This window comes from Pseudobutyrivibrio sp., assembly GCF_017471675.1.
GTDB lineage: Bacteria > Bacillota > Clostridia > Lachnospirales > Lachnospiraceae > Pseudobutyrivibrio.
On record NZ_JAFUSK010000027.1, the window covers coordinates 24,377 to 38,233 of the forward strand.

The 13,857-nt window shown below is 38.2% G+C and carries 15 protein-coding genes; 13 read left to right on the top strand and 2 right to left on the bottom strand.

Annotation, left to right across the window (positions count from 1 at the left end; genetic code table 11):
• Positions 1-59: 59 nt before the first annotated feature.
• Positions 60-290: an HPr family phosphocarrier protein gene (locus tag IJ535_RS04670; RefSeq protein ID WP_028243612.1), complete on the bottom strand. Its 231-nt coding sequence runs from the start codon at positions 288-290 to the stop codon at positions 60-62.
• Between the two features lie 115 nt (positions 291-405).
• Between IJ535_RS04670 and mtaB the strand changes: the two genes are divergently transcribed.
• From mtaB to yajC, 11 genes are all read left to right on the top strand, one after another.
• Positions 406-1,731 carry a tRNA (N(6)-L-threonylcarbamoyladenosine(37)-C(2))-methylthiotransferase MtaB gene (mtaB, locus tag IJ535_RS04675; RefSeq protein WP_294299452.1) on the top strand — a complete coding sequence of 442 codons (1,326 nt, stop codon included), beginning with the start codon at positions 406-408 and terminating at the stop codon, positions 1,729-1,731.
• Positions 1,732-1,794: 63 nt separating this feature from the next.
• Positions 1,795-2,061, top strand: a complete 267-nt coding sequence (locus tag IJ535_RS04680; RefSeq protein ID WP_294299455.1) for an IreB family regulatory phosphoprotein — start codon at positions 1,795-1,797, stop codon at positions 2,059-2,061.
• Positions 2,061-2,486 (top strand): Holliday junction resolvase RuvX, encoded by a 426-nt coding sequence (gene ruvX, locus IJ535_RS04685; RefSeq protein WP_294295525.1) that lies wholly within the window; start codon positions 2,061-2,063, stop codon positions 2,484-2,486. The genes IJ535_RS04680 and ruvX overlap by 1 nt, the downstream gene beginning before the upstream one ends.
• Position 2,487: 1 nt before the next feature.
• Positions 2,488-2,751, top strand: coding sequence for a DUF1292 domain-containing protein (locus IJ535_RS04690; protein WP_294295526.1), 264 nt, complete (start codon positions 2,488-2,490; stop codon positions 2,749-2,751).
• A gap of 21 nt (positions 2,752-2,772) precedes the next feature.
• Complete coding sequence (locus IJ535_RS04695; RefSeq protein ID WP_294299458.1) at positions 2,773-4,449, top strand: ribonuclease J; 1,677 nt, start codon at positions 2,773-2,775, stop codon at positions 4,447-4,449.
• Position 4,450: 1 nt separating this feature from the next.
• Positions 4,451-5,095 (top strand): O-methyltransferase, encoded by a 645-nt coding sequence (locus IJ535_RS04700; protein ID WP_294295528.1) that lies wholly within the window; start codon positions 4,451-4,453, stop codon positions 5,093-5,095.
• Positions 5,092-6,318, top strand: a complete 1,227-nt coding sequence (locus IJ535_RS04705) for a peptidase U32 family protein (protein WP_294299460.1) — start codon at positions 5,092-5,094, stop codon at positions 6,316-6,318. Before IJ535_RS04700 ends, IJ535_RS04705 begins: the two co-directional genes overlap by 4 nt.
• Before the next feature lie 23 nt (positions 6,319-6,341).
• Entirely contained in the window at positions 6,342-7,397 is a 1,056-nt protein-coding gene (locus IJ535_RS04710) for a lactonase family protein (RefSeq protein WP_294295530.1), read from the top strand.
• Between the two features lie 60 nt (positions 7,398-7,457).
• On the top strand, positions 7,458-8,552 hold the full coding sequence (gene aroC, locus IJ535_RS04715; protein ID WP_294295531.1) for a chorismate synthase: 1,095 nt from the start codon (positions 7,458-7,460) through the stop codon (positions 8,550-8,552).
• Positions 8,549-9,685, top strand: a complete 1,137-nt coding sequence (gene tgt, locus IJ535_RS04720) for a tRNA guanosine(34) transglycosylase Tgt (RefSeq protein ID WP_294299463.1) — start codon at positions 8,549-8,551, stop codon at positions 9,683-9,685. The genes aroC and tgt overlap by 4 nt, the downstream gene beginning before the upstream one ends.
• A gap of 124 nt (positions 9,686-9,809) precedes the next feature.
• Positions 9,810-10,139, top strand: coding sequence for a preprotein translocase subunit YajC (gene yajC / locus IJ535_RS04725; RefSeq protein ID WP_442961371.1), 330 nt, complete (start codon positions 9,810-9,812; stop codon positions 10,137-10,139).
• A 34-nt stretch (positions 10,140-10,173) separates the two neighbouring features.
• Here yajC and IJ535_RS04730 read toward each other — a convergent pair whose 3' ends face one another.
• Positions 10,174-11,028 carry a putative ABC transporter permease gene (locus tag IJ535_RS04730; RefSeq protein ID WP_294299468.1) on the bottom strand — a complete coding sequence of 285 codons (855 nt, stop codon included), beginning with the start codon at positions 11,026-11,028 and terminating at the stop codon, positions 10,174-10,176.
• 164 nt (positions 11,029-11,192) lie between these two features.
• On the opposite strand from IJ535_RS04730, the gene secG reads away from it, so the two are divergent.
• A complete protein-coding gene (gene secG, locus IJ535_RS04735; protein WP_090548461.1) occupies positions 11,193-11,435 on the top strand; it encodes a preprotein translocase subunit SecG in 243 nt (80 codons plus the stop codon).
• Positions 11,436-11,490: 55 nt separating this feature from the next.
• Positions 11,491-13,740 carry a ribonuclease R gene (rnr, locus tag IJ535_RS04740; RefSeq protein WP_294299475.1) on the top strand — a complete coding sequence of 750 codons (2,250 nt, stop codon included), beginning with the start codon at positions 11,491-11,493 and terminating at the stop codon, positions 13,738-13,740.
• Positions 13,741-13,857: the final 117 nt, after the last annotated feature.

Here is a 13,857-nt window from a genome sequence, read left to right on the forward strand (position 1 = left end):
AATATGAGCTTTGCTATAAAAGCAAAGCTCATAAATATTTAATAGCTTTTAGGAAAGGATTAAACAATATAATCCTTTAATGTAGACATTACGTCTTCAGCATCACCCTCAGCATGTACTGTAAGGTCGATTGGCTTAGATAAGTCAAGTGAGAAGATACCCATGATTGACTTAGCGTCGATAACATAACGTCCGCTAACAAGATCAAAATCATAGTCGAACTGACTAATAGTATTAACAAATGACTTTACCTTGTCAATTGAGTTAAGAGAAATTTGAACTGTTTTCATTTTGCTGCCTCCTCCAAAGTTTTTATAGAATTATACTAAAGCAAAGGCATGTAAAAGTCAACAAAGTCTTGATATTTTAAGATTTTTACCAATTTTAAGAAAGGTATTTAGATATATGAAAAAAGCTGCACTACATAATCTTGGATGCAAGGTCAACGCCTATGAAACAGAGGCCATGGAAGAGCTACTTAAGAAGGATGGCTTTGAAATAGTAGACTTTAATGAACAGGCTGATGTTTATGTAATAAATACCTGCTCGGTGACGAATATTGCTGACAGAAAATCCCGTCAGATGATTCATAAATGTAAAAAACTAAATCCAGATGCCTGTGTTGTGGCGGCTGGCTGTTACGTACAGAACTTTGGCAAGGATATTGCAGATGAACTTGGAGCTGATATTATTCTTGGAAATAACAAGAAGAATGATTTAGTTGCTAAAGTTCACGAATATTTTGAAAAACTGGATGAAAAGGATGGTCCTATTCTTGATTATGTTGATATTAACGAAGGTAATGTTGACTATGAGGATATGATTATTGAAAAGGACTCAGAACACACACGTGCATTTGTAAAGGTACAGGATGGTTGTAATCAGTTTTGCTCTTACTGTATCATCCCGTTTGCAAGAGGACGTATCAGAAGCAGGGCGATTGATGATGTGGTTAATGAGGTAACAGGCCTTGCAAAGGCTGGCTACAAGGAAGTAGTTATTACAGGAATTCACCTTAGCTCTTTTGGAACAGGTACAGATTTTGGCCTTGCTGATTTACTAGAAGCAGTTCAAAAAATAGATGGTATAGAAAGAATTAGAATGGGTTCTCTAGAGCCTCAAATTGTCACAGAGGATTTTGCAAAAAGAGTATCTGCACTTTCTAAAATGTGTCCACATTTTCATCTGTCTTTGCAGTCAGGCTGCGACAGCGTACTTGTAAGGATGAATAGAAAATATACAATCGAAGAATATACTAAGGGAGTAAATATCCTTAGAAAATATTTTGATGACCCGGCAATTACTACAGATATAATCGTAGGATTTCCTCAGGAGACCCAAGAGGAATATAATACAACACTTGATTATGTAGATGAAATTAGATTTGCAGAATTACATGTATTTGCATATTCTAAGCGTGCAGGCACAAGGGCTGCTAAAATGTCAGGGCAGATTACAAATGCAGTAAAAAAAGAACGTAGTGCCAAGCTTATCAGCAAGGGAATAGAAAATACAAAGGCATATCGTATGGCTCATATTGGTAAGGTTATGGATGTACTTTTTGAAGAAAAGCAGATTATAAACGGATGTGAGTATTTTGTAGGCTTTTCTAAAGAATACATTAAATGCATGGTTAAAGCAGATGATAAGGATTTATCTAATACAATCCTTAAGGTGAAGGCCACAGAAATTACACCAGATAATGAACACTTGCTTGTTGAAATTTGCTAGTTTGTATATTAATATTAAAGTGATAGTTTGTAGATTTATTATTTGAGTAAAGACGAGGTAGATATGGCAGATTTAAGTAACACTCAATATTTTAAGGTTCAGAAAGACAATCCTGTTGGTGTAAAGGATGTGATTGAACAGGTATACAGCGCTTTAACAGAAAAGGGCTATAATCCCGTTAATCAGATTGTTGGTTATATTATGTCCGGGGATCCTACATACATCACCAGTCATAATAATGCACGTAGCCTCATTATGAAGGTTGAACGTGATGAACTAGTTGAAGAGCTACTCAAAGAATATATTGAAAATGAGAGCTGGAGCAAATAATGAGTGGCAGAATACTGGGTCTTGATTATGGAACAAAGACAGTTGGGGTCGCAATTAGTGACCCTTTACTTTTGACTGCACAGGAATTAGAAACCATCACAAGAGAAAGGGCAAGCGCTTTGCGTCATACCCTTGTCCGTATTAAAGATATTTGTGAGGAATATGGTGTTACATTGATTGTCCTTGGATATCCTCGTAACATGGATGATAGCGAAGGCTTTAGATGTGAGGACACCATCAAATTTAAAGAATTATTAGAAAAACGAGTTGATATTCCAATCACTCTAGTTGATGAAAGACTTACTACCGTCTATGCTGATGAAATTCTTGAAGAATCTGGCGTCGCCAAAAAAGACCGCAAAAAATACATCGATCAAATTGCCGCCGCTATAATACTACAAGATTATTTAGATAATAGGAGTTAATATGGAACCAATTATTTTACCAGGTGAAAATGGAGAACAGATAAAGCTATTTGTGGTTGAGGAGACTAAGGTTTCAGGACATAAATATTTGCTTGTTTGTGATAGTGAAGATGAAAATGAAGATGCTGATGCATCTATTTTAAAAGAAGTAGCTGCCACTGGTGAAGAATCTGTCTACGAATTTGTAGAGGATGATGTTGAATTTGAAGCAGTTGCAAAGGTATTTGAAGAGTTAGTTGGTGATGATGCCGACTTGGATTTTTAATTAGATTTAGGAGGTTATTTTTTGAAAAAGAAAACTGAAAACACAGCTGAAAGGCTAAAGATTATTCCACTTGGAGGTCTAGAGCAAATCGGCATGAATATTACTGCTTTTGAATACAAAGACAGTATTATTGTGGTGGATTGCGGACTTTCCTTTCCTGAGGATGATATGTTGGGCGTGGATCTGGTTATTCCAGATATAACATATCTTAAGGACAATCAGGAGAAGATCAAGGGATTTTTCATTACCCATGGTCACGAGGACCATATTGGGGCAATTCCTTATGTATTTAAGGAGCTTAACGTTTGCCCTATTTATTCAACCAAGCTTACTAATGGTCTTATTGAGCATAAGCTAGAAGAGCACAAAATGCTTACAAAGGTTAAGCGTAAGGTTGTTAAATACGGTACACATATTAATGCAGGAGATTTCAGAGTAGAATTTATTCGTACTAATCACAGTATTCAGGATGCAGCTGCTCTTGCAATTTATTCTCCAGCAGGTATTGTTGTGCACACAGGCGATTTCAAGGTAGATTACACGCCAGTATACGGAGACCCAATCGATTTACAACGCCTTGGTGAAATCGGAAAGAAGGGTGTACTTGCCCTTATGTGTGATTCAACAAATGCAGAAAGACCTGGTTTTACAGCTTCAGAAAAGACTGTTGGTAAGACTATCGATTCTATTTTTGCTGACAACGATAGCACTCGTATTATCATTGCTACATTTGCATCTAATGTAGATAGAGTTCAGCAGATTATTAACTCAGCTGATAAGTACGGAAGAAAGGTATGCGTAGAAGGCCGCTCTATGGTTAACACTATCGAGACAGCTTCTAAGCTTGGCTATTTGCAGATACCTGATAATACACTTATTGATATTGAATCACTTAAGTCATATCCTGACGAGAAGGTTGTTCTTGTCACAACAGGCTCACAGGGTGAGTCTATGGCTGCTCTTTCTAGAATGGCTAACGGAACTCATAAAAAGGTTCAGATTAAGCCAGGGGATATGATTGTATTTTCTTCTCATCCAATCCCTGGTAACGAGAAGGCTGTTTCAAATGTTATCAATGATTTGACAATGCATGGCGCTGAAATCGTTATGCAGGATGTTCATGTTTCAGGACATGCTTGCGCCGAAGAAATAAAGCTTATTTATTCTTTGGTACGTCCACAGTTTTCTATTCCAGTCCATGGTGAGTACAAGCACCTTGTGGCTCAGGCTAAGATTGCGGAATCCCTTGGTTGGGATCATGACCATATCAAGATTATCCGTTCAGGTGATGTACTTGAGCTTGGGGATAATTATTCTAAGATTGCAGGTCATGTACATACTGGTGCTATCATGGTTGATGGTATCGGAGTAGGTGATGTTGGTAACATCGTTCTTAGAGATAGACAAAAGCTTGCTGAGGACGGTATCATCATTGTTGTGCTTACACTTGATGGCGCATCAGGCACAGTACTTGCAGGTCCTGATATTGTATCACGTGGCTTTGTTTACGTTAGAGATTCAGAGGATCTTATGGAAAGTGCAAGAGCAGTCCTTGCAGATACAATGGATGTTCTTCAAGAGAAAAATATTACTGATTGGAACAAGATTAAGGGTGATATCAGAGATAACCTTTCTGATTTTGTATGGCATGAAACAGGCCGTCGTCCTATGATTATTCCAATTATCATGGAAGTATAAAATGATAGTAGATGAAAGATATACTACCTACCTAAACAGTCTTTATCCTGAGCTAGATGAAGGCCTTGATAATATCAGAAGAGAGGCTAGAGCAAATTTCGTACCTATTATTAGGGATGAGACTATTAATCTTCTTGCTACATTGATTCGCATGAATCAGCCTAAGAGGATTTTAGAGGTAGGAGCAGCAGTAGGTTTTTCAGCTTGCTTAATGGCAAGCGTTGCTAGGGATGCTAATATTGTTACCATCGAAAATTACGAGCCACGCATTCCTATTGCAAATAATAATATTAAAAACATGGGTTTTGAGAACCGGATAACACTTATTGAAGGAGATGCTACAGAGGTTCTGCCTACACTTGATGGTCCTTTTGATTTTGTATTTATGGATGCAGCCAAAGGACAATACATTAATTTTTGGCCAGAGATTAAGCGCCTTACAAAGGATGGGGGTATCATTGTCACTGACAATGTTTTGCAGGATGGTGATATAATCGAATCCAGATATGCCATTACAAGGCGCAATCGAACCATTCACAAAAGAATGCGAGATTATCTTTATGAGCTTACCCATGATAAAGGCTATACTACAACAATATTGCCACTTGGGGATGGAGTTAGTATTAGTGTGAAAGGAAAGAAATGAGAGAAACAGAGTTACTAGTTCCTGCAAGCAGCCTTGAAGTACTTAAGGTTGCGGTTATATATGGAGCTGATGCAGTTTACATTGGTGGAGAGGTTTATGGTCTTAGAGCCAAGGCCAAGAACTTTTCCAAAGAGGATATGATAGAGGGAATCAGATTTGCCCATGAGCATGGCGTAAAGGTTTATGTCACAGCTAATATCCTTGCCCACAATGGTGATTTAGAAGGCGTTAAAGAATACTTTAAGGAGCTTAAGGAGATTAAGCCGGATGCTCTTATTATTGCAGACCCAGCTATCTTCATGTTAGCTAAGGAGATTTGTCCAGAGATTGAAAGACATGTCAGTACACAGGCTAATAATACCAACTATGGAACATATAAGTTCTGGTATGACCTTGGTGCAAAGCGTGTAGTATCTGCAAGAGAGCTTTCACTTGAAGAGATTAAAGAAATCAGAGCAAATATTCCTGATGACCTTGAGATAGAAACATTTATCCATGGCGCAATGTGTATTTCTTATTCAGGAAGATGCTTGCTTTCTAATTATTTTACAGGAAGAGATGCTAATCAGGGAGCCTGCACACATCCATGCAGATGGAAATATGCAGTAGTTGAGGAGCAGCGTCCAGGAGAGTACCTTCCAGTTTACGAAAACGAAAGAGGTACTTACATTTTCAATTCAAAGGACCTTTGCATGATAGAGCATATTCCTGATTTACTTTCATCTGGAATTGACAGCTTTAAGATTGAGGGACGTATGAAGACAGCACTTTATGTTGCAACTGTTGCTCGTACATATCGCAAGGCTATTGATGATTGTAAGGAATCGGAAGATAAATATCTTGCAAACTTAGATTGGTACAAGGAACAGATTGCTGCTTGCACTTATCGCCAGTTTACAACTGGATTTTTCTATGGCAAGCCATCGGAAGAGTCTCAGATTTATGATAACAATACCTACAATATCGGATATACCTATCTTGGAATTGCAGGGGCTGTAAATGAGGACGGCTACTTCGAAATAGAGCAGCGTAATAAATTTTCAGTAGGTGAAACTATTGAAATTATGAAGCCAAACGGTGATAATATAGATGTAGAAGTTCTTGGAATTAAAAATGAAGAGGGCGAGGATATGGAATCTTGTCCACATCCTAAACAAAAGCTATTTATCAAATTAAATGTTACACCTGATGAATTTGATATTCTAAGAAGAAACGAACCTTAAAATTAGTTACGAGGAGAATCCAAATGGCAGATAGTAAATATGTAGCTTATGTAGGCACTTACACTCACGAAACCAGTGTTGGTATTTATGTTTATGATGTTAACCCTGATACTGGAGTTCTTACTGAAAGAAGTGTTGCGCCTATTAACAACCCATCGGATATTATTAATTCACACGATAATAAGTTCCTTTATTCTATAGCAGATGAAGGTGTTGCCGCATTCAGGATTCTTGAAAATGGTGATTTGGAAAAGATTAACCAGGAATGGGTAGGCGGCATGAGAGGCTGTAACCTCTGCGTGGATTCTAAGAATAGATACTTATTCGTTGCAGGCTATCATGATGGTCGTGTTACCATGATGAAGTTGAATGAGGATGGTTCCATTGCAGGTATCGCAGATGGTATTTTCCATCAGGGTATTGGTAAGTCTGTTGCAGACAGGCCTCTTTACCCACATTGCACATGTGTTGAGCTTACTAAGGATGAAAGATTCCTTTGTGTTGTTGAAAATGGTTTACATCAGATTAAAATCTACGAAGTAGATTATGATATGGGCAAGCTTCGTCTTGTTGATATTGTTAGATGTACAATGGGTTCAGCTCCACTTAGAATGAAGTTTTCTCCTGATGGCAAGTATGCCTATGTCATCACAGAGATGTCTAATGAGATTTTAGTATATGATTATCATATTATAGAGGATCATCCTGATTTTGAATGTATCCAGACAGTATCATTACTTGTTGGTGTAGATGAAGAAATAAGCACAGGTACTAATATTAAGTTTGGTGATGATGACAAGTTCTTATATGCCAGCGTAGATGGTCTTAATGCTGTGTGCATGTATGAAAGAGATCCTAGGTCAGGAAAGATTAAGTATTTCTCACACAGCTTTATCAGCGGTGATTACCCTAAGAGCTTTGCTATTCTTCCAGGGGATAAGTACTATGTTTCACTTAATCATGATACTAACGAAATACGTAGCTTTACCATCGATAAAAAGGCAGGTCATTCATTGATGCAGAATGCACCAATCAAGATTGCTAAGCCTAACAGTATTGTTGTAGTAAAGATTAAATAGCTTGTTGTAAGGGCTGATAAAACAGCCCTTTTTTCTTTTATATAACCTAGGGAGGTAGTGATGGCAGGTTCAACTTTCGGAAGTAATATTACAGTAACAACTTGGGGAGAGTCACATGGTAAAGCAATTGGTGCTGTTATTGATGGCATTCCAGCAGGAATGAAGCTTGATGAGCAGGATATTCAGATTTATCTTGATAGAAGAAAGCCAGGCCAATCCAAGTTTACAACAGCACGTAACGAGGCAGATGAGGTAAAGATATTATCAGGCGTATTTGAGGGCGTTACTACTGGAACACCTATTTCAATTATGGTTGAAAATACCGACCAGCACTCTAAGGACTACGGTAATATAGCTACAAGCTTTAGACCAGGTCACGCTGATTATGGTTATATAGAAAAATATGGTCTCAGGGATTATAGAGGCGGCGGACGTTCATCTGGAAGAGAAACAATTGGACGAGTTGCTGCAGGTGCTATCTGTGCTAAGCTTTTATCAGAGCTTGGTATTACAGTATGTGCTTATACTAAATCCATTGGGGATATAAAGATTTACGATTTTGATTTATCTGAAAGAGATAACAATGCACTTTGCATGCCAGATCCTGCAGCTGCTAAAAAGGCTACAGAATATCTTGAGGCATGTATGCTTAATAACGATAGTGCAGGCGGGGTTATTGAGTGTCTTATAACAGGTGTTCCTGCCGGCGTAGGTGATCCTGTTTTTGATAAATTAGATGCTAACCTTTCTAAGGCATTAGTTTCCATAGGTTCTGTTAAGGGCGTAGAGATTGGGGATGGTTTCGCAGTTTCTAAGACTGTTGGAAGCATCAACAATGATAAATTTAGAATGGTAGATGGCAAGGTTACTAAGGCTACCAATCATAGTGGTGGTATTTTAGGTGGTATATCTGACGGTGATGATATTATTGTAAGATGTGCAATTAAGCCAACTCCATCTATTTCACAATCGCAGCCTACCGTAAATGAGAACCACGAAAATATCGATATTGAAATACATGGCAGACACGATCCTGTTATTGTTCCAAGGGCGGTAGTGGTTGTAGAAGCTATGTGTGCAATCACAATCTGCGACGCCCTGTTTTCGCACATGACAGATAGATTAGATTATATTAAGGAGTTTTATAAGAATTGAAGTACGAATTATTAAAGACAGAGGGAAAAGCTAAAAGAGGCCGTTTTCATACTGTCCACGGTGTTATTGAAACACCTGTATTTATGAATGTTGGTACTGTAGCAGCCATAAAGGGTGCTGTTTCTACTGACGATTTGCGCCAAATTAAGACTCAGGTTGAGCTTTCTAATACCTATCACCTTCATGTTAGAACTGGTGATAAGCTAATTAAAGAGCTTGGAGGCTTGCATAAATTCATGGCTTGGGATAAGCCTATCCTTACAGATTCCGGCGGATTTCAGGTATTTTCCCTTGCTGGTATCAGAAAGATAAAGGAAGAGGGAGTTACATTTAATTCCCACATAGATGGCCGTAAGATTTTTATGGGTCCAGAGGAATCTATGCAGATTCAGTCAAACCTTGGCTCTACCATTGCTATGGCTTTTGATGAATGTCCACCAGCACTTGCAGAACGCAAATATGTAGAGGATTCTGTTGCTCGTACTACAAGATGGTTACATAGATGCAAGGCAGAAATGGCTCGTCTTAATTCTTTGGATGATACAATTAATAAAGAGCAGCTTTTGTTTGGGATTAATCAGGGCGCTATTTATAATGATATTCGTATAGAGCATGCCAAGATTATTTCAGAGCTTGATTTGCCAGGCTATGCTGTTGGTGGTCTTGCTGTAGGTGAAAGCCATGAGCAGATGTATGATGTGCTTGATAATGTGGTGCCATATCTTCCACAGAACAAGCCAACATATCTTATGGGTGTTGGTACACCTGCTAATATATTAGAAGCAGTGGAGCGCGGTGTTGATTTCTTCGACTGCGTTTACCCAAGTAGAAATGGTCGTCACGGTCATGTATATACTAATCATGGTAAGCTTAATCTTTTCAACCAAAAGTTTGAAAAGGATATGCGTCCAATAGAAGAGGGCTGTGGTTGCCCTGCATGTCGTACATACTCTAGGGCTTATATACGTCATCTTCTTAAGGCTAAGGAGATGCTTGGAATGAGACTTTGTGTTCTTCATAATCTCTATTTCTACAATACAATGATGGAAGAGATTAGAGACGCTCTTGACGCTGGCATGTTTGCCACATATAAGAAAAATAAGCTAGCATCTATGGAAGCAGGAGAGGAATAGTATTAAATAATTATTAATTCGCTCTTTTTGGTTGCGCTTATTAAATAATTTTTGTAGAATGATTAATAGATTTTGATTTGGCAAAGGCCATTAGTAGGAGGATAATTTAATGTTAAACAATGGTATGTTATTAGCTGCAACAGGTATGAATAGTTCAATCAGCTTGATTATTTGGGTAGTAGTACTTTTCGCATTCATGTATTTCTTCATGATTCGCCCTCAGCAGAAGGAGCAGAAGGAAAAGACAGCTATGATGGCTGCACTTGCAATTGGTGATACAGTGCTTACAACAAGTGGTTTCTATGGCGTAGTTATCGCTATTCCTGATGACACAACTGTTATCGTAGAGTTTGGTAGCAACAAGAACTGCCGTATACCAATGCAGAAGGCTGCAATCTCTCAGATTGAAAAGCCAGAAGATGCTGTTAAATCTACAGAAGAAAAGGCAAAATAATAAAAATGGCTTTCCTCTACGGAAAGCCGTTTTTTTATTTCCTACGTTCTCTAAGATACTGAGAGCCCTTATTAAGCAGTGCCTTAGTGGAAGCCACTGGATGAGTAAATTTTGCAATGTGCCTAAACTGACCACGCTGAGTTTCAGTGGCGTTTTTAATCCACTCCTTAACAGCTTCAGTAGAAAGCTGTTCTTTGATTTCTTCAATACGTTCAGCTGTAAGTTCTCGTTTTACAAAAGCTGCCTCTTTCCTTTCAGCTGCTTTTTCAAGCCTAGCAATTTTTGATTCGTTAAGATTGTTTTGTAAAGTAAGTATACGTTCTGCCATTTGGGCATTTATCTGTTCATTAATTCTCTCAAATTCCTTGGCGAAGGTAGTAAGAGCAGAAATAGTAAGTGCCATATCCATACCGAATATAAACATAAATATTAAGGCAATTAATTCTATTAGATTTTGAGGAATGTAGCTAATGGAATTAACTATTGGTGGAATAATAAATTGAGTAACAATAACTCCAGCAATACCAAAGCACAATGTAAATGGCAAACATACACGGCCATTAATATTAAGAGGCATATCTGAATAATCCCACCACCTGGCGTTGAATCTTTTTTCTAAAGTATAGGAAGTAAGATATTCCAAAAAGAATGAACCTATAGCACAACCTATAAAAATGGTTAAGTAAGATGCGTTTTGTAAAAAATCAAAGGGCAAATCAATAAAAATGATTTGTGCCAATGTGGCACCAACGCCATATAGGGGAATGCATGGCCCGTAAAGAAAGCCTCTATTTTGCCATGATTTTTCATTAATAGTGCAAAAGCAGGTTTCGTATATCCAACCTAAGAAGCTATAAATAATAAAGTACACAAAATATCTGCTTATCATAAATCTTCTCCCTTCATACTTATTTTATAGTATAGAGGACTTACACACAGAATTAAAGTAAATGTTTGTCAATTTACTTGAAAAGATATTTTCCCTATGATATACTTCAAATGTTGCAAAAGCTGCAACAAATTATAAATTTTAGCCTAAAATGGGAGGCAATTATGCAAGCATTAAAGATAGTTCTTATTTTTTTATTAATCGCTATATGTGTGGCACTTACAGTCATCATTCTTTTTCAGGAAGGAAAGCAGAACGGACTAGGTTCTTTATCAGGACAGCAGTTTGATTCATACTGGGGCCGTAACAAGGGTCGCTCACGTGAAGGTTTACTTGTTAAGCTTACTACAGTATGCGTTATTCTTTTCTTTGTACTCTCAGCAGTACTTAATATTGGAAGCTTTTAAGTTAAGGTTATTGAGCCACCCTTAGGGGTGGCATTTTGTTTTATATAGGAGGCGTATGAAAGAATTCGATAAACAAAAGCATTTTTTGATGGATGTTTTTAAGAGTCAGGCCTATATTCCAATGAAAAAGAAGGAGCTGGAAATCCTTCTTGATGTAGAAAAAGACAAGCGTGGGGAATTTGCTGAAGTCTTACAGGAATTAGTGGATGAAGGTGCTGTAGAGATTACAAAGCGTGGTAAGTATCAGATTCCTGAGAATAGACCTAAGTTTGTTAAGCTTAAGGATTATAAATCCAAGAAACCTACAAAGGCTGAGGTTACAAGAGGTAAACAGTCTCTTAATCAGGTTGCAAAGAATGCTAATAAACCTAAAAATATAGAGCCTGATATTATAGGTAGATTTATATCTCATAAGGATGGCTATGGATTTATAGAGGTTGATGGCAGCGAGGAGGATTATTTTGTTAGCAGAGACAATACAGGCTTTGCTATGCAGGATGATACTGTTGCGGCAGTTCTTACTTTTGGTGCCCCTGGTAAACGTCAGGAGGCAAAGGTTATAAGGATAATCGCTCATGGCTTTTCAGATGTGGTTGGAACCTACGAGAAAAGTGCAGGCTTTGGCTTTGTGGTGGCTGATAGCAATAAGCTTGACAGGGATATATTTATTCCTGCAGGTAAGGATATGGGAGCTGTCACAGGACATAAGGTAGTATGTCATATTGAAGATTACGGTGATGATAATCATAAGCCAGAGGGCGTTATTACAGAGATACTTGGTCATAAGAATGATCCTGGTGTAGATATATTATCCATCGTTAGAGGCTTTGGGATTGAACCAGAATTTCCATCAAAGGTACTTAAGCAGGCTACAACCGTGGCAAAGCCAGTATCAGAGGCTGATATGGCTGGAAGGTCTGATTTAAGAGAGCTTACAGTCATCACTATTGATGGAGAGGATACTAAGGATATTGATGATGGTGTTTCCCTTCAGATGGATGGGGACAACTTCATTCTTGGTGTACATATTGCAGACGTAACTAATTATGTACAGGAATCCTCAGCTCTTGATGTAGAGGCTTTAAAGAGAGGTACATCAGTATATCTTGCAGATAGAGTGATTCCAATGCTTCCTCACACGTTATCTAATGGAATGTGTTCACTTAATGAGGGAGAGGACAGGCTTGCACTTTCTTGTATTATGACTTTTAACCCTAAGGGTGAGCTTATAGACCATGAGATATGTGAATCTGTTATTCATAGCAATCATCGCATGACATATACTGCAGTGTATGCAATGATGACAGGTGATGAAGCTGTTAGAAATCAGTATGCTGATATAGCTGATATGGTAGATAATATGTACAAGCTATCTCAGATTCTTAGGGCAAAGCGAAAGAAGAGAGGCTCTATTGATTTTGATTTTCCAGAAACACATATTATTATCGATGAAAATGGTAAGGTAGTAGGCCTGGCACCATACGAAAGAAACGATGCCCATAAGCTTATAGAGGATTTTATGCTTGCAGCTAATGAAACAGTTGCTGAGCATTTTTCGCTGATGGAATCACCATTTGTATATCGTGTGCATGGTGCGCCTGATCCTGAAAAGATGCAATCTCTCTCAAGATTTCTGGGAGCTTGCGGTTACAGCCTTAAGGGAAATAAGGACAGTATCCACCCTAAGGAAATTCAAAAGATGCTAGAATCTCTTGCAGGGCATGAGGATGAAGCTGTTATTACTAAGATGACCCTTAGAAGCATGCAACAGGCTAGATACGATACGGAGTGTAAAGGTCATTTTGGTTTGGCTGCTCAGTATTATTGTCACTTTACATCCCCAATCAGAAGATATCCTGATTTACAGATACATCGTATTATTAAGGACCATTTGCGTGGCCGCATGAATGAAAGAAAGATTTCTCATTACGAAAGTATACTGCCACAGGTTGCACTTGAGACTAGTAAGCTGGAGCGCAGAGCAGAGGAATGTGAGCGTGAGGTTGATAAGTTAAAGATGGTTCAGTTTATGAAGGAATTCATTGGACAGCAGTTTGAGGGCAATATTTCATCAGTAACAGGCTGGGGAATGTATGTAGAGCTTGAAAACACCGTAGAAGGCCTTGTACATGTATCTACACTTTATGATGATCACTATGATTTCATCGAAGAGAATCTTACACTTGTAGGAGAACGCACAGGACGTACCTTCAAGCTAGGCCAGCCTGTAACCGTAATCCTTGATTCCGTAGACGAAAACGCCCGCACCATTGACTTCGTTTTAGAAGAGTTTCAACGTTTCTAACGTATATGCGATATTCAAAGAAGTAAAAATAGCTTGTAGTTGACAAGCTATTATATTTCTTAAGCGGAGCTTTTTATGCGGAGCGTAGAAATTATAATGCTTGTCAGCGTAACAAGC